Below are 16,158 nucleotides of genomic sequence, written 5' to 3'. Positions count from 1 at the left end.
TTCCCGTCGTCTCGTCGCCATTCAACCGACGATGTTTTCCGGGGCCGACGGATTGTCGAATACCCGTAATACCCGGGTACTCGGGATCGCCGCGAAATACCGCCGGTTACAGGCGAATGGCCGGCTCGCCGGCGGCGAAATCGTCGAGTGCCACGGAGAACGCGGCCATCAGCCGCGCCGCGGGCGGCGCCGCGTGGCTGACCACGGTCAGGCTCAGCGCGGCCGCCCGCTCCGGCGTCCTGGTGTGCCCCGCGAGGAAGAAGCTGACGACCCCCGGCGGCGGCACGTCGGGCAGCACGAACCCGCCGGTCAGCGGCCGGCCGAGGAGCGACCAGGGACCCCGACGGAGCACCAGCGAGGTGCAGCACACCGGCGCGTACGACGCCGAGATGACGTGCGCGCCGGCCGCCCGCGGCGCCCAGGCGCCGAGCAGCGCCGCGCCCCCGACCAGGCGGGCCGCGTTGACCGCCCGCGCCCTGAACCCGGGCGCGGCGAGCGCCGCGTGACAGGCGGCCAGCCGGTCGCGCGGGTGGTCCTGCCCGATCGGCAGCGGCACCCGGGCCGCCGACAGCACGTTGCCGAGCTCCCCGCCCGCCCCGGAAGGACGCAGGTCGACCGGCACCAGCGCGTAGAGCGGCCGCTCCCGGCCCGGCCAGCCGGACGGCGCGCCGTGCACCTCGCGCAGCGCCCCGGCGACGGCGGCGAGCAGCACGTCGTTGAGGCTGATGCCGGCACGCGGCAGGGACCGGCGTGCCGCGCGCACGGCCGCCGGGTCCACCTCGGTCCAGGCGATGGTCGGCGCGGCCGGTGTTCCCGGCAGGCGGCGGCTCGGCCGCGCGTGGTGCAGCAGGTCGCCGACGAGCCGCCCGAGCCCCGCCGGGGAGTGCTGGGGCTCCGCCGGCTTCGGGGCGGCGGCCGGCGGGCCGTCGAGCAGCACGTTGAGCAGCGCCTCCAGGGACCGTCCGTCGAGCGCCGCGTGATGGGCGGTCAGCAGCAGCGCGAAGCCGTCGGAGCCCTGGCCAGGCACCAGGCGCAGCCGCCACGGCGGCGGACCGGCCGGCAGCGGGCGGCGCGCCACCGCGTCGACGAGCTCCGTCAGCCGGGTGCCGGGCGGCTCGGCCCGCACCTGGAGCACCGGGTCGAACTCGTCGAGCACCAGCCACCGGTGCCGCCGCAGCGCGCTCGGCCCGGGCGGCGGCAGCAGCACCGAGCGCAGCCTCGGCAGCCCGCCGAGCCGACCGGCGACCAGCTCCCGCAGCTCGTCGAGGCCCGGCGCGGGCCCCGAGAAGAACACCGCGGAGCCGATCGTCTTCGGGGTGCCGCCCGCCGCGAAACACTCATCAGAAGCCGAGAGTGCGATACTATTTTCCATCCTCCCAGCCCTTTCCCCTCCGCCGGAAACCGCCGAGAAAAACCGCGGAATCACATCGCGCGTGGGGGAGCAATCTAATCGCTGTGATCGGACAGGCTGCACTCTGACACGACAGGGAAGAGGCCCAGGTAACGGCATGGCAGACATCTTCGACAAGAAGCCGATCGCGGCGTTCGGCGAAATGGCGGAGACGGGCGCGAGACCCTACTACCGCACCGCGGCCCCGGACGCGATCATGGCCGGCTGCAACGACTACCTGGGCCTGGCCACCGATCCGCGGGTCGTCGAGGCGGCCGCCGCCGCGTTGGCCAGGCACGGCACCAGCTGCTCCGGATCCCGCATCCTCAACGGCACGCTGCCGCTGCACGAGGAGCTGGAGGCGGCCCTCGCCGACTTCCTCGGCTGCGAGGCCGCCCTGGTCACCACCACCGGGTTCCAGGCCAACCTGGCCGTCGGCGCCCTGCTCGGCCCCGGGGACGCCTCGTTCAGCGACATGGCCAACCACGCCTCGCTGGTGGACGGGGTGCTGCTCGGCCAGGGCAGCAGGCACCGCTACCGGCACGGCGACCTCGACCACCTGGAGCGCCTGCTCGCCGCCGCCGACCCCGACGCCGGCAAGCTCGTCATCACGGACGGCCTGTTCTCCATGGAGGGCGACCTCTGCCCGCTGCCCGGGCTGCGCGAGCTCGCCGACCGGTACGGCGCCCGGCTCGTGGTGGACGGCGCCCATGACATCGGACTGCTGGGCGCGTGCGGTCGCGGCGTCGCCGAGCACTTCGGCGCCATGGACGCCGTCGACCTGTTCACCGGCACCTTCTCCAAGTGCTTCGGCTCCCTCGGCGGCCTGCTCGCGGGACCGGCCGGCATCGTCGAGTACCTGCGCTACACGGCCCGCCCGGTGCTGTTCTCCGCGGCGATGTCCCCGGCCTCCGCGGCGGCCGCGCTGGCCTCGTTGGAGATCATCAGGACCGAACCGGCCCGCCGCGAACGGGTCTTCGACCACGCCGAGCGGCTGCACAACGGGCTGCGCGCGCTCGGCTTCTCCACCGGCCCCTCGGTCACCCCCGTCGTCCCCGTGCACGTCGGGCACGCCGTGCCCTGCCTGCGGATGTGGCAGGCGCTGCACGACGCCGGCGTCTACACCAACGCGGTGGTGGCGCCCGCCGTCCCGCGCGGCCGCGCCCTGATCCGGGTGACCCCGCAGGCCACCCACACGGAGGAGCAGATCACCCGGATCCTGGACGCCTTCGCCGCCTGCGGCCGCCGCCTCGGGCTGGTGCCCGAGCGGGCCGAGCACGACTGGACGCCGGTCGCGCTGGCCCGCCCCAAGCTCACCCCGTGACGAAGACCAGCGCCACGTTGTGCCCGCCGAAGCCGAACGAGTCGCTGACCGCCACCGGCACCGGCCGCTCCCGCGGCTTCTTGACCACCAGGTCGATCGCCAGGTCGGGCGCCGGCGCCCCCACGTTGGCGGTCGGCGGCACCACCCCGCGCTCCACGCTCAGCACCGTCAGCACCGCCTCGACGGCGCCCGCCGCGCCCAGGCCGTGCCCCAGCGCGCCCTTCGCCGAGGTGACGCTCGGGCCGTGCGGGAACACCCGCTCGATCATCCGCCCCTCCGCCGTGTCCCCCTGCCGGGTCGAGGTGGCGTGCGCGTTCACGTGCTCCACGTCCCGCGCCTCGACCCCCGCCTGGGTGAGCGCCGCCCGCACCGCCGCCTCGGCCCCCCGCCCCTCGGGATGCGGCGCCGTGGGATGGTGCGCGTCCGTGGAGACCCCGCACCCCGCGAGGACCGCCCTGGCCCGGCCGCCCCTGGCCCGCAGGTCCCGCACCCGCTCCAGCACCAGCGCCGCGGCGCCCTCGGCCATCACGAACCCGTCGCTGTCCGCCGCGAAGGGCCGGGAGGCGCCGGTCGGGTCCTCGCCCCGCCGCGACAGCGCCCCGGCCCGCTGAAAGCCCGTCACCATCAGCGGCGTCGTCGCCGACTCGGTGCCGCCCGCGACCACCACGTCGCACCGCCCGTCCACCAGCCACTCCCGCGCGGTCGCCACCGCGCTCGCCCCCGAGGCGCAGGCCGTCACCGCCGCCAGGCTCGGCCCCCGCGCGCCGAGCGCCAGGGCGATCTCGCCGGCCGCCATGTTCGGCAGCATCATCGGGATCAGCGCCGGCGACACCCAGTCGGGCCCCTGCCCGGTCAGCCGCCGCTCCTGCTCCCGCACCGCGTGCATGCCACCCATGCCGCACCCGACGACCACCCCGACCCGCGCCCCCTCCCACGTCGCCGGGTCGAGCCCCGCGTCCCCCACGGCCTCCACGGCCGCCACCAGCGCCAGCCGGGTGAACCGCTCCATCCGCCACAGGTTCCGCACCCCGAGCCCCGCGCCGACGTCGTCCCCCGGCACCCGGCAGCTGAAGTCCACCGGCAGCCCGGCCAACGCGGGATCCCGCGTCGCCGTCCCCACCCCCCGGCACACCCCCTCCCAGGTGGCCGCCACGCCCACCCCCGCCGGGGTGACCGCCCCCACCCCCGACACGACCACCTCGTCCCGGCTCACGACGCCACGGCCCGCGCCGCGTCCAACGCCCGCGCCACGTCCGCCAGCGTCGACTCCCCGGTCAGCCCGTCCTCGTCGAGCGCCACCCCCGTCTCCTGCCGCAGGCACAGGGCGAACTCGGCCCGCCCCAGCGAGTCGAGCCCCACCTCCTCCACGGTCACCTCGGGCGAGAGATCGTCACGCACGAACTGGAACTTGCCGACCAACACGGACACCACGGTGTCGTAGCTCTCGCTGTGCTCGCTCATGGAGCGCAGTCTCCCGGCCCGTCGGCGCCATATGTTCCATTGAGGGCGGGAATGCACCCGTCCGCAGCAGGACGGGTGCCGGCCCGGGGCCGCTACTGCAGTGCGCCGTCCGCCAGGTCCCAGTCGCCCCAGTAGGAGGCGCCGCTGGTGCTGATGCCCGAGGTGGTGCCCGGGAGCCGGACGGCGGCCTGGTCGCCGCTGCCGCCGTCGACCAGCAGGTCGGCGCGGCCGTCGCGGTTGGTGTCGCGCAGCCGGACGGTCGTGCCGAAGCGGTCGTACTGCTGCCGGGCGCCCGGCACGCCGGACGTGCCGCGGTCGAAGGCCTGCGAGTTGGTGCCGGTCACGCCGCTCGGGCCGCCGCGGAGCACGTGGACCGCGCCGGCGTCGGTCAGGTCGCCGATCTGTTCGCCGGGCGCGCCGATCGCCAGGTCGGGGTAGCCGTCGCCGTTGACGTCGCCGGCCGAGACGCTCCAGCCGAACTGGTCGTTCACCTCGGGCGAGCCGGACACGCCGGCCGTCGACTGGGTGATCCGCACCGCGGACACCGGGCCGTTCGCGCCGCCGCGCCAGACGGTGGCCCGGCCCCGGTTCTCGTTGTACGCGTCGTCGCCGAAGGCCACGTCGCCGTAGCCGTCCTGGTCGAAGTCGGCGATGACCCCGTCGGCCCACCAGCTGTCCTGGGTGGGGGAGAGGCGGCCGGAGGTGCCGGGGGCCAGGGTCGAGCCGCCGCGCACGAACCAGGCCTCGGTGCCCTCCTCGCCCTCGTAGCCGTTGACGCCGATGACCACCAGGTCGGTGGCCGTGTCGCGGGTGACGTGTCCCGCGACGAGGCGGGTGGCGAAGAAGCCGGGGTCGCGGTTGAGCCGGGTGACGGAGCCGGCGACGCCGGAGGGCGTGATGTCCCCGCGGAAGACGTAGGCGTCGTTGCCGTCGATCACGGCCAGGTCGGGGCGGCCGTCCGCGTTGAAGTCGCCGGTGGCCAGGTCGTCGCCGAAGCGGTCGTAGGCCGCTGGGCTCTGGCTCGGCACATTGGTCCCGCCGGTCAGGCCGTTGGCGCTGCCCCACAGGATCGTCACGCTGCCCTGGTCGACCCGGCCCGAGACGTCCTCGCCCGGCGCGGCGACCGCCAGGTCGGCGTAGCCGTCGCGGTTGAAGTCCGCGCCGGTCCTGGTGGCGCCGAACATGTCGTCCGCCTCGTTGGCGCCGGGCACCCCGGGGCTGCCCTGGTGGATCACCTGCCGCCGGGTGCCGATCCCGGACGCCGTGCCGTAGGTGATCTCGACGGCGTCCGCGCCGTCCGTCTCCTCCGCCCACGCCCAGGCCGCGTAGTCGCGGTACCCGTCCCCGTTGAAGTCGTCCGCGTACCGGGCGGGCGCCGCCTGCGCCGTCCCGACCGGGACGGCCGGCAACAGGCCACCCCCCACGACAGCGGCCGCCCCCAGCGTCGTCGCGATCCGCAACGTGCTCCGTCTCATCCAGCTCTCCCTGGCCAGAAGAATCAACACAACAGAGGGAAGACCCCTGGGATGTCCCGGAAGTTGTACGGGAGTTCTCTGAGAGTTCGACTCACGGCCTGATGTTCTTCATGGTCAGGTGGGACCCCAGGCGCAGCACCGCGGGCAGGGGGCTGAGCTTCCCCATGAGGAAGGCCGCGTAGGCGGCGTGGTCGGCGACGGCGACGCGGATGAAGTAGTCGGGGCGGCCGTACATCCGACGGAACTCCACGACCTCGACTGGTGGTGGGCCGGCCTGTCGGTGGCCGTGGCCCCCGGCCACCACCGTGTGACCGCACCTGTGGCGGCGCGGCGCGCGCTCAAGCATCCTCGGGGGCACGGTCGTCCACCGGAGCGGGGTGACGATGTGTGGGGCGGGTGGGACTCGAACCCACGGCCGACGGATTATGAGTCCGTTGCTCTAACCGGCTGAGCTACCGCCCCAGGAACGGCGTGCCGCGCACATCTGTGCGCGCCGTCTGCCGCAGCATAGCTGTTCATACGATCTCCCGCGCGGGTCGGGGTGCTCGTACGTGGGCTGTGACTGCGGGCATGGGGTGATCGGTTCCCGATGGTGGTCAAGAGATGCACGCGGGACGCGAGAGAAAGCCGGAGAAAGTCGCCGAACGAACGAAGGGCCCCCGGAAGGGGCCCTTCGTGTGGCGCTCCCCCGACTGGACTCGAACCAGTAACCTGCCGGTTAACAGCCGGCTGCTCTGCCAATTGAGCTACAGGGGACTGCTCCGCTCGGGTCGGCCGCCCGGATCCCGGGGGCGCGTCCTCCGCGCGCCGCTTACATTAGCGCATGTGAGGGGGTGCGTTGAAATCGGTATCCGGGCCACCCGGTTGCCAGGGCCGTTATGGGTCAGGAGAAGATCGGGAAGTCCGACGAAGGGAAGCGTCTGATGCGCAAGCTCATCTTCATCGCGGGTCTGGCCGTCGGGTACGTGCTGGGGGCCAGAGCGGGGCGGGAGCGGTACGAGCAGCTGCGGGAGGCGGCGGACCGGGCCCGGCGGAACCCGACGGTCCGGAACACCGTGGACAGCGCCTCGCAGGCCGGCCTGCAGGCCGCCGGTCGGGCGGCGGGGGTCATGGCCGACCGGACCGCGGGCAGGGTGCCCAGCTCGGTGACCGACACGCTACGCTCGGTGCGGGACCGGGCCACGGGCAAGGACGTCGACGCCTGGCACGAGTCGTAGCCGGAGCCTCCCGGCCATTGCCCACGGTCACCGTGGCTGGTTAGCTATGTTCGAGATTCCGGAATTCGCCCGGGATCTCGAACAGACGAGTGCCGGGAGGGCGAGGGGCATGGGGCGTCGCGTGCCGGCGGTCAGCCGGGCGTTGGACATACTGGAGCTCTTTCTCGACGGGGACGGCACGCTCTCCGCGCCGGAGATCACCCGCAGGCTCCAGCTGCCGCGCACCACCGTGCACGAGCTGGTCACCACGCTGGCGGCCCGCTCCTACCTGGTGCCGGTGCCCGAGCAGCCGGGCCGCTACCGGCTCGGGGTGCGCACCTACCAGCTCGGCAGCCGGTACGCCGAGCAGCTCGACCTCGCCGCCGAGGGGCAGCAGGTGGCCCGCGCGGTGGCCGAGACCTGCGGCGAGACCGTGCACGTGGCCGTCCTGGAGGACGCCGACGTCATCTACATCGCCAAGGTGGACAGCACCCACGCGGTCCGCATGGTCTCGGCCGCCGGCCGCCGGCTGCCGGCCCACTGCACGGCGGTCGGCAAGATGCTGCTGGCCTCGCTGCCGCCGGACGAGCTCGCGGAGCGCCTGGCGTCCGCCGGCGAGCTGCGGGCCATGACGCCCCACTCCATCACCGAGCCCGACGCGCTGCGGGCGGCGCTCGACGAGATCAGGGAGCGCGGGCTCGCCTCCGAGCAGCGCGAGTCCAACCCGGACGTGAGCTGCGTCGCCGCGCCGGTGCGCGACCGGGCGGGCCGCGTGGTGGCCGCGCTCAGCGTGTCGGTGCCGATGATCAGGTGGAGCGAGGAGCGGCAGGCGGAGCTGGCCGACCTGGCGGTCAAGGGCGCCGGGCAGTTGTCCGAGCGGCTCGGCCACCACGGCTGACGGGCCGGGGACCAACCCAAGGAGAGAGGACGGGCATGGTGGCGGACGGTCTGGAGATCGCGATACGGGCGCGGGCCGACCTGGGGGAGGGGCCGACCTGGGACCCGGCGGCCGAGCGGCTGGTCTGGGTGGACATCCTGGCCTCGCGGATCAACCTCTTCGACCCGGCCACCGGCCGGCGCACCGTGCTCCCCACCGAGCAGCACGTCGGCGCCGCCAAGCCGCGCGCCGGCGGCGGCTTCGTGGTCAACCTCAGGGACGGCGTCGGGCTCTACGACGAGGCGGGCGGGTTCTCCTGGCTGCGCCACGAGGCGGTGAAGGGCCGTCGGGGCAACGACGCGGCGGTCGCGCCGGACGGCGCCCTGTGGGCCGGGAGCATGCGCTACGACGAGCGTCCCGGCGGCGGCTCGCTGGTCCGCGTCGCGCCGGACGGCGCGGCGACCGTGCTGCTGCCCGAGGTCACGGTCAGCAACGGCACCGGCTGGAGCCCGGACGGCTCGCTGGTGTACTACGTCGACACCCCGACACGGCGGGTCGACGTGCTCACCGTGACCGAGGACGGCGGTGGGCGCGACCGTCGGCCGCTGGTGGACACCTCGGAGTTCGCCGGCTACCCGGACGGCCTGACGGTGGACGCCGAGGGCTGCGTCTGGGTCGCGTTCTGGGACGGCCGGGCGGTGCGCCGCTTCACGCCCGAGGGCAAGCTCGACCGGGTCGTCGAGGTGCCGGTCTCCCGGCCCACGGCGTGCGCCTTCGGCGGCCGGGACCTCACCGACCTCTACATCACCACGGCCAGCGTCGGCACCGACCCGGGCGCCGAGCCGCTGGCCGGCTCCGTCCTGGTCCTGCCGGGCGCCGGCCGTGGCCTGCCGCAGCCCGCGTTCGCGGGCTGACGCCCCGTGAGCCCGCCGGCCCGGCGCCGGCGGGCCCGCCGGACCGCTCCGTAAATCCCCTACTGCACGACCGTTGACCTCGTCCGGTGGCCGCCCCTACGTTCACGTTCGTATCTCCGATCCATGTTCGGGATTACGAATGGAGGATGGGTGAGCCGCATGACAGAACCATCCGTGCCACCGCCCGCCGGCCCGACCAGACGGCGGATGCTCGGTTCCCTCGCGGGGCTCGGCACCCTGGCCGCCCTCGCCGCCGCCGGCTGCGCGGCCCCGAGCGGCGTCGGCTCGGGCCAGACCAGGCTCCGCTACTGGCACCTGTTCGGCGGCGGCGACGGCGCCAACATGGCCGCCATGCTCGACGCCTTCCAGGCGGAGCACCCCGACCTCGACCTGCAGGCCGCCACCCTCTCCTGGGGCTCGCCCTACTACACCAAGCTCGGCATGGCCGGCGCCGGCGGCCGGGCTCCCGAGGTCGCCGCCATGCACCTGGCGCGGCTCGCCGGCTTCGCCCCCGGCCGGCTCCTCGACCCCTTCGACCTCGACCTGCTCGCCGAACACGGCATCACCGAGGCCGACTTCCCACCGGACCTGTGGCAGCGCGGCATGGTCGACGGCGAGTTGTACGCCATCCCGCTCGACACCCACCCGCTGGTCCTCTACTACAACACCGACGTCTGCGAGCGCGCCGGGCTGCTCGACGGCGACGGGCGGCTCCGCGCCATCGAGGGCGCCGACGCCTTCGCCGAGGCGGTCCGCGCCGCCGGCGAGGTCACCGGCGGCCCCGGCCTCGTCGCCGAGACCCTGGGCGCCGACACCATCGGCCCCTGGCGGATGTTCAACGCCTTCTACGCCCAGACCGGCGGCCAACTGCTCACCGAGGACGGCACCCGGATCGCCATCGACGACGCCAAGGCCCGCACCGTGCTCGACTACATGCGGCGGCTCACCCAGGAGGGCCTGTGCGTGGAGCGCGCCGACTACCCGGGCGCGGTCGGCATCTTCGCCGCCGGCGAGACCGGCTTCTTCATCAACGGCGAGTGGGAGGTCACCACCTACACCAACAACGGGCTGCCGTTCTCCATGGCCCGGATACCCAACCTCTTCGGCACCGCCGCCACCCAGGCCGACTGCCACGCCTTCGTGCTGCCGCACCAGAGAGGGCGCGGCGGCGCCTCCAACGAGGCGGCACACGCCTTCGTCGCCTGGATGCTCAGGCACTCCGTCGACTGGGCCGCCGGCGGCCACGTCCCCGCCTACCTCCCCACCCTTGAAGAGCCCGACTACCTGGCGATGCGCCCGCAGTCCGAGTACCGCGAGGTGATCGACGAGGTGGTGCTCGACCCCCGCGTCTGGTTCGCCGGCTCCGCCTCCCCGCTCTGGCTCGAACTCGGCGCCGTCTTCTCCGGGGTGCTGCTCGGCACCCGCACCCCCGAGGACGCGCTGACCGAGGCCAGGCACCGGCTCCAGCAACTCCTGGACACCCCAAGCCCGTTCGGGGAGACCGCATGACGACCACCGCGCCACCCGAGCCGACCATCCAGCCGGCCACCGCCGGGAAACGACCGGCGTCCGCCACCGTGCGCCGCCACTGGACCGAGCACGGCCTCGTCTTCACCCTGCCCTTCCTCGTCGTCTACGCCCTCTTCCTGGTCTGGCCGCTGCTCTCCGGCGTCAGGATGAGCCTGACCAACGCCGACGTCGCCGGCACCCGGGCCGACTTCATCGGCTTCGACAACTACGCCGAGGCCCTCACCGACCCCGACGTGTGGTCCTCGCTCTGGAACACCCTCTGGTTCACCGTGCTGTCCACCGTGCCGCTGGTGGTCGTGGGCCTGGTGCTCGCGCTGCTCGCGCACCACCTGCGGGTGGTGGCCTGGCTGTGGCGGCTCAGCTGGTTCGCGCCGTTCCTGCTGCCGTCCGGCGTGGTCTGCCTGCTGTGGCTGTGGGTGATCTACCCGTCCGACTTCGGCTTCGCGGACCAACTCCTCGCCGAGTTCGGCCTGCACCCCGGCATCGGCTGGCTCACCGACACCCGCTACGCGATGCTCTCCATCGTCCTCACCACCATCTGGTGGACCGTCGGCTTCAACTTCCTGCTCTACCTGGCCGCCCTGCAGTCCATCCCACAACACCTCTACGAGGCGGCCGAGTTGGACGGCGCCGGCGCCTGGCACCGGCTGCGCCACATCACGCTGCCGCAACTGCGCTCCACCACCGGCGTGGTGCTGGTGCTCCAACTCCTGGCCTCGCTCAAGATCTTCGACCAGGTGTACATCATGACCGGCGGCGGCCCAGACGAGTCGACCCGGCCCATCCTGCAGTACGTCTACCAGTCCGGCTTCACCGGCTACCGGATCGGCTACGCCTCGGCGATCTCGTACATCTTCTTCGCGTTGATCGTGATCGTCTCGCTGATCCACCTGCGCATCACCCGCCGGCGGCGAGAGGAGAGTTCGATATGAGCGCCGTGGTAGAGGGCACGGCGGCCGGCCGCCGGCCGCGTTGGACCCCCGGGCGGCTCGTGATGCTCGGCTGCGCGCTGCTGCTCGCCCTGCTGTGGCTGCTGCCGCTGGCCTGGGCGCTGGCCACCTCCTTCAAGCCGGAGAGCGAGACCACCGAGACCGGCTTCCAGTGGATCGGCTCCTACCTCACCCTCGACGCCTACCGGGCGGTGTGGGAGTCCGGCGACCTCACCCGCTGGATGGTCAACACCGCCTACATCGCCTCCATGACGACGCTGCTCACCGTGGCGCTCACCGCCATGGCGGCGTACGGCTTCAGCCGCACCGAGTTCCGCGGCCGGCGGGTGCTCTACGGCCTGGTGCTGGCCGGGATCATGGTGCCGCCGCAGGTGCTGATCGCGCCGCTGTTCGCGGAGATGGTCAGCCTCGGCCTCGTCGACACCTACTGGGGCGTCATCCTGCCGCAGGTCGCCGTGCCCGCCATGGTGTTCATCCTGGTGAAGTTCTTCGAGGGCGTGCCCCGCGAACTGGAGGAGGCCGCCTACGTGGACGGCGCCGGCCGCTGGCGGGTGTTCTGGACCATCGTGCTGCCGCTCTCCCGCCCCGTGCTCGCCGCCGTGGCGATCTTCACCTTCATCCAGACCTGGAACAACTTCCTCTGGCCGTTCCTGGTGACCACCGACCCCAACGCGATGACGCTGCCGGTCGGCCTGGTCAACGTCCAGTCCACCTACGGGGTCCGCTACGCCCAGGTGATGGCCTCGGTGATCATCGGCGGGCTGCCGCTGCTGGTGGTCTTCGCCTTCTTCCAGCGGCAGATCGTGCGGGGTGTCGCCCACACGGGGTTGGCGGGGCAGTGAAGGAGGGGCGAGCGGACAACCCGTTGACCGGCGGGTCGTTCGGGCCTTAGGTTCACTGTTCGAAGTAACGACCGTCGTTCGACATCACGAACAAAACTGGCTGACGGAGCAAGGACCCGCATGAGCGAGACATCGCACACCGCCCGCTTCACGCTCGACCCCGACTTCACCGTCTCGGCCGTTGACCCGCGGCTGTTCGGCTCGTTCGTGGAACACCTCGGCCGGTGCGTCTACACCGGCATCTACGAGCCAGGACACCCCACCGCCGACGAGGCGGGGCTGCGCGAGGACGTGCTGGAGCTGATCAGGGAGCTGGGCGTGAGCGTCGTCCGCTACCCCGGCGGCAACTTCGTCTCCGGCTACAAGTGGGAGGACGGCGTCGGCCCCAAGGACCAGCGGCCGCGCCGGCTCGACCTGGCCTGGCGGTCCACCGAGACCAACCAGTTCGGGCTCGGCGAGTTCGTCGACTTCGTCCGCAAGATCCAGGGCGAGCCCATGATGGCCATCAACCTCGGCACCCGCGGCGTCGCCGAGGCCATCGAGCTCCAGGAGTACGCCAACCACCCCGGCGGCACCGCGCTCTCCGACCTCCGCGCCGCCCACGGCGACAAGGACCCCTACGACATCCGCCTCTGGTGCCTCGGCAACGAGATGGACGGCCCCTGGCAGACCGGCCACAAGACCGCCGACGAGTACGGCAGGATCGCCGCCGAGACCGCCCGCGCCATGCGGCAGATCGACCCCGACGTCGAACTCGTCGCCTGCGGCAGCTCCTCCCAGTCCATGGAGACCTTCGCCGCCTGGGAGTCCACCGTCCTGCAGCACTCCTACGAACTCGTCGACCACATCTCGCTGCACGCCTACTACTACGAGCGCGACGGCGACCGGGACTCCTTCCTCGCCTCGGCCGTCGACACCGAGTCCTTCATCGAGAACGTCGTCGCCACCTGCGACCACGTCGGCGCCCGGCTGAAGTCGAAGAAGACCATCAACCTCTCCTTCGACGAGTGGAACGTCTGGTACCAGGACGGCAGCGCCCCCACCCTCTCCGGCGAGGGCCGCGGCGAGGACTGGGCGGAGGCGCCGAGGCTGCTGGAGGACAACTACAGCGTCACCGACGCCGTCGTCTTCGGCTCGCTGCTCATCGCCCTGCTCCGGCACGCCGACCGCGTCAAGGTCGCCTGCCTCGCCCAACTCGTCAACGTCATCGCCCCCATCGCCACCGAGCCCGGCGGCGCCGCGTGGCGGCAGACCACCTTCTACCCCTTCGCGCAGGCCTCCGCGCACGGCCGCGGCACCGTCCTCGACGTCCGCGCCGAGAGCCCCCGGCACACCACGGCCCAGTACGGCGAGGTCGACCTGCTGCACGCCACCGCCGTCCGCGACGAGACCACCGGCGCCGTCACCGTCTTCGCCGTCAACCGGCACCAGACCGAGACGCTGCCGCTCGAGGTCACCCTGCGCGGCCTCGGCCTCGGCGAGGTCGTGGAGCACAGCGTGCTCGCCGACGCCGACCCCGACGCCCGCAACACCGCCGCCCGGCCGGACCGGGTCACCCCGCACCCGGCCACCGGCACCACCCTGGACGGCGAGGTGCTGCGCGCCACCCTCGAACCGCTGTCCTGGAACGTGATCCGGCTGGCCTGACATCCGCACGCATAAGACGTCGACCCACCGGAAAGGGATCCGGTGGGTCGACGTCCCTCACGGCTCACCTTCCGTTCATCTCCTGCCTGAAGAGTGCCCGCCGAGAAGACGAGAAACCGGCGAAACACCCCAAGGGGAGCGACGATGGGCCACGGCCACCATCACCACCACGGTCACGACCACCACCACGGCCACGACCACGAGGCCGAGTCCAGACCACTGCCGGCGGCCATGGACGTCAACGTGCCGGACAGCGAGCTGAGCCCGGACCAGCTGTCCCGCCGCTCCATGCTGCGCCGCGCCGGCCTGCTCGGCGCCGGGGTGGCCGGCGCCAGCGTGCTCGCCGGCACCGGCGCGGCCGCCGCCGGCAGCCTGCTCGGCGACGACTCCGGCGCGAGCGGCGGCGGCCGCGGCGGAAGCGGCCGGCTGCTGTGGCTGGCCGGCGACCACCACATCCACACCCAGTACAGCTCCGACGGCAAGTACCGGGTCGTCGACCAGGTCCGCCAGGGCGCCAGGCACGGCCTCGACTGGATGGTCATCACCGACCACGGCTCCGTCAACCACTCCCGGATCGGCGTCGAGAAGGTCAACCCCGACATCCGCGCCGCCCGCGACCAGTTCGACGAGACCCTCGTCTTCCAGGGCCTGGAGTGGAACATACCGGCCGCCGAACACGCCACCGTCTTCGTGCACCCCGGCGACAACGAGGTCTCCGTCCTCAAGCAGTTCGAGACCGACTACGACGGCGCCGTCCGGAACGCCACGGGCTCCACGCCGCAGAACGAGGCCCTCGCCATCTCCGGCCTCAACTTCCTCGCCGAGCAGGTCCAGCGCCGCAAGGTGCGGGACGCGGTGATGTTCGCCCACCACCCCTCGCGCAAGGGCATCGACTCCCCGCACGAGATCCGCGGCTGGCGCGACGCCCAGCCCCGCATCGCGCTCGGCATGGAGGGCGCCCCCGGCCACCAGGCCGCCGGCATCCCCGCCCCGCACGGCCCCGGCGGCGGCCGCGGCTACTACGACTCCAGCCCCGGCAGCGGCTCCTTCCCCGGCTACCCGGCCGAGAGCTACCGCACCTGGGGCGGCTTCGACTGGATGACCGCCACCGTCGGCGGCCTCTGGGACAGCCTGCTCGCCGAGGGCAAGCCGTGGTGGATCACCGCCAACTCCGACTCGCACAGCGTCTACGGCGACGTCGCCGTGCGCCCCGAGGGCACCGACTTCAACGGCAACGGCTACCACGACGCGCCGGTCTACGGCGGCCCCGCGATGGACCTGGAGGCCGGCGACTACTGGCCGGGCCAGTACAGCCGCACCCACGTCGGCGCGGCCGGCTTCTCCTACGCCGCCGTCATGGACGGGCTGCGCGCCGGCCGGGTCTGGGTGGACCACGGCGGCCTGATCTCCGGCCTCAACGCCCAGCTGCGCGGCGGCGGCCAGTCGGTCACCCTCGGTGGCTCGCTCTCCGTGCGGCGCGGCACCGACGTCACCCTCACGCTGGAGATCGCGCTGGCCAACGGCCCCAACTGGGCGCAGTTCGTGCCGAAGCTGGCCCGCGTCGACGTCATCCGCGGCGAGGTCACGGGCCCGGTCTCGGACAAGGACGTGTTCCACACGCCGGACACCCGGGTGGCCAAGTCCTTCGAGGTCAACAAGTCCACCGGCAGCGTCACCCTCGAGTACCGACTCGGCCGCGTCGACCGCCCGTTCTTCCTGCGGGTGCGCGGCACCGACGGCAACCGCACGCAGGTGGGCCTGAACGGCGCGGCCGTCGACCCCAACGGGCCGGCCCTCGATGTCCTCGGCGACGCCGACCCGTGGCGCGACCTGTGGTTCTACTCCAACCCGGTCTGGGTGCTGCCGCGGTGACCCTGCTCGGCCTCTCGGACGGCAGCCGCGGCCTGCGCGGCGTCGACCACCTCGCGCACCGGCTGGCCGAACTACTCCCGCTGCCGGCCGGTGCGCACGCCCGCACCCATGTGGTGCGCACCCCCGAGCCGGGTCTGGCGCTCTCCGTCGAGCTGCCGGACCCGGCCGGGGCCCTGCCGGACGACGTGGCCGTCGCCTACGACGACGGCCGGGTCACGGGCCCGGCCGAGCACCGGGCCGCGGCGGTGGCGGCGCTCGCCGCGCACGACCGGGACGGCGCGCGGGCCGTGTACTTCCCCGGCTCGGCCGGTCTGACCGGCACGCTCACGCTGGCGGAGCTCTTCGCGCGCACGGCGATCGACTCGGCCGTCGCGCTCGGCGGCGCGATGCCGCCGCCGTCGGCGCGGCTCGACACCCGGGACCACGTGCGGCCTGAACTCCGCGGCGGGCGGCTGCTCCTGCGGGTGGCCCCCGCGCGGGGCGGCGTCTACGTCCCCTTCGAACTCCCCGACCCGCACCCGTGCTGCGGCGCCGACCACGACGACTGACGGCCGCCCCGGCACGGCGCGGCACGGCGCGCTCCGCGCGGCTTCTCCCCACCCACCCTTTCCGGCTCCGCCGGGCCGGCGGCTGGCACGCGCTCCGCGCGGGGCTTGCCCCACCCCGGCGCAGCCGGAAAG

At 73.3% G+C, this 16,158-nt stretch carries 15 protein-coding genes and 2 tRNA genes; 10 read left to right on the top strand and 7 right to left on the bottom strand.

Annotated features, from left to right (window positions below; translation table 11 throughout):
• Nucleotides 1-106: 106 nt before the first annotated feature.
• A complete protein-coding gene (locus RNC47_RS15935; RefSeq protein ID WP_311599342.1) occupies nucleotides 107-1,372 on the bottom strand; it encodes a wax ester/triacylglycerol synthase domain-containing protein in 1,266 nt (421 codons plus the stop codon).
• Nucleotides 1,373-1,508: 136 nt separating this feature from the next.
• On the opposite strand from RNC47_RS15935, the gene RNC47_RS15930 reads away from it, so the two are divergent.
• Nucleotides 1,509-2,714, top strand: coding sequence for an aminotransferase class I/II-fold pyridoxal phosphate-dependent enzyme (locus RNC47_RS15930; RefSeq protein WP_311599340.1), 1,206 nt, complete (start codon nucleotides 1,509-1,511; stop codon nucleotides 2,712-2,714).
• On the opposite strand, the gene RNC47_RS15925 is transcribed toward RNC47_RS15930, so the two are convergent.
• The 6 genes from RNC47_RS15925 to RNC47_RS15900 form a co-directional block, all read right to left on the bottom strand.
• Nucleotides 2,704-3,927, bottom strand: a complete 1,224-nt coding sequence (locus RNC47_RS15925) for a beta-ketoacyl-[acyl-carrier-protein] synthase family protein (RefSeq protein ID WP_311599338.1) — start codon at nucleotides 3,925-3,927, stop codon at nucleotides 2,704-2,706. The two genes, RNC47_RS15930 and RNC47_RS15925, sit on opposite strands and share 11 nt — an antisense overlap.
• A complete protein-coding gene (locus RNC47_RS15920) occupies nucleotides 3,924-4,175 on the bottom strand; it encodes an acyl carrier protein (protein ID WP_311599336.1) in 252 nt (83 codons plus the stop codon). Before RNC47_RS15920 ends, RNC47_RS15925 begins: the two co-directional genes overlap by 4 nt.
• A gap of 92 nt (nucleotides 4,176-4,267) precedes the next feature.
• The gene (locus RNC47_RS15915) at nucleotides 4,268-5,650 is read right to left on the bottom strand and encodes an FG-GAP and VCBS repeat-containing protein (RefSeq protein ID WP_311599335.1); all 1,383 of its coding nucleotides are present in this window, start codon (nucleotides 5,648-5,650) and stop codon (nucleotides 4,268-4,270) included.
• A gap of 91 nt (nucleotides 5,651-5,741) precedes the next feature.
• Nucleotides 5,742-5,900, bottom strand: coding sequence for an Lrp/AsnC ligand binding domain-containing protein (locus RNC47_RS15910; RefSeq protein WP_311599334.1), 159 nt, complete (start codon nucleotides 5,898-5,900; stop codon nucleotides 5,742-5,744).
• A gap of 138 nt (nucleotides 5,901-6,038) precedes the next feature.
• A tRNA-Ile gene (locus RNC47_RS15905) sits at nucleotides 6,039-6,112 on the bottom strand.
• A 221-nt stretch (nucleotides 6,113-6,333) separates the two neighbouring features.
• Nucleotides 6,334-6,406, bottom strand: a tRNA-Asn gene (locus RNC47_RS15900).
• Between the two features lie 164 nt (nucleotides 6,407-6,570).
• Here RNC47_RS15900 and RNC47_RS15895 point away from each other — a divergent pair.
• The 9 genes from RNC47_RS15895 to RNC47_RS15855 all read left to right on the top strand — a co-directional run bounded on the left by RNC47_RS15895 (nucleotide 6,571) and on the right by RNC47_RS15855 (nucleotide 16,026).
• A complete protein-coding gene (locus RNC47_RS15895; RefSeq protein WP_311599477.1) occupies nucleotides 6,571-6,867 on the top strand; it encodes a YtxH domain-containing protein in 297 nt (98 codons plus the stop codon).
• A gap of 109 nt (nucleotides 6,868-6,976) precedes the next feature.
• Nucleotides 6,977-7,744, top strand: coding sequence for an IclR family transcriptional regulator (locus RNC47_RS15890; RefSeq protein ID WP_311599333.1), 768 nt, complete (start codon nucleotides 6,977-6,979; stop codon nucleotides 7,742-7,744).
• A 35-nt stretch (nucleotides 7,745-7,779) separates the two neighbouring features.
• Nucleotides 7,780-8,637 carry an SMP-30/gluconolactonase/LRE family protein gene (locus tag RNC47_RS15885; RefSeq protein WP_311599332.1) on the top strand — a complete coding sequence of 286 codons (858 nt, stop codon included), beginning with the start codon at nucleotides 7,780-7,782 and terminating at the stop codon, nucleotides 8,635-8,637.
• A gap of 159 nt (nucleotides 8,638-8,796) precedes the next feature.
• Nucleotides 8,797-10,146 (top strand): extracellular solute-binding protein, encoded by a 1,350-nt coding sequence (locus RNC47_RS15880; RefSeq protein WP_394814793.1) that lies wholly within the window; start codon nucleotides 8,797-8,799, stop codon nucleotides 10,144-10,146.
• Nucleotides 10,143-11,099 carry a carbohydrate ABC transporter permease gene (locus tag RNC47_RS15875; protein WP_311599330.1) on the top strand — a complete coding sequence of 319 codons (957 nt, stop codon included), beginning with the start codon at nucleotides 10,143-10,145 and terminating at the stop codon, nucleotides 11,097-11,099. The genes RNC47_RS15880 and RNC47_RS15875 overlap by 4 nt, the downstream gene beginning before the upstream one ends.
• Complete coding sequence (locus RNC47_RS15870; protein WP_311599328.1) at nucleotides 11,096-11,959, top strand: carbohydrate ABC transporter permease; 864 nt, start codon at nucleotides 11,096-11,098, stop codon at nucleotides 11,957-11,959. Before RNC47_RS15875 ends, RNC47_RS15870 begins: the two co-directional genes overlap by 4 nt.
• 120 nt (nucleotides 11,960-12,079) lie before the next feature.
• On the top strand, nucleotides 12,080-13,606 hold the full coding sequence (arfA, locus tag RNC47_RS15865) for an arabinosylfuranosidase ArfA (RefSeq protein ID WP_311599326.1): 1,527 nt from the start codon (nucleotides 12,080-12,082) through the stop codon (nucleotides 13,604-13,606).
• Nucleotides 13,607-13,750: 144 nt separating this feature from the next.
• Nucleotides 13,751-15,478, top strand: a complete 1,728-nt coding sequence (locus RNC47_RS15860; protein WP_311599325.1) for a PHP domain-containing protein — start codon at nucleotides 13,751-13,753, stop codon at nucleotides 15,476-15,478.
• Nucleotides 15,475-16,026, top strand: coding sequence for a hypothetical protein (locus tag RNC47_RS15855; protein ID WP_311599323.1), 552 nt, complete (start codon nucleotides 15,475-15,477; stop codon nucleotides 16,024-16,026). The genes RNC47_RS15860 and RNC47_RS15855 overlap by 4 nt, the downstream gene beginning before the upstream one ends.
• Nucleotides 16,027-16,158: the final 132 nt, after the last annotated feature.

It is taken from the genome of Streptomyces millisiae (genome assembly GCF_031845425.1).
GTDB classification, from domain to species: domain Bacteria; phylum Actinomycetota; class Actinomycetes; order Streptomycetales; family Streptomycetaceae; genus Streptomyces; species Streptomyces millisiae.
The sequence above is the reverse complement of the archived record's forward strand: the minus strand, read 5'-3'. Positions and strand labels throughout refer to the sequence as shown.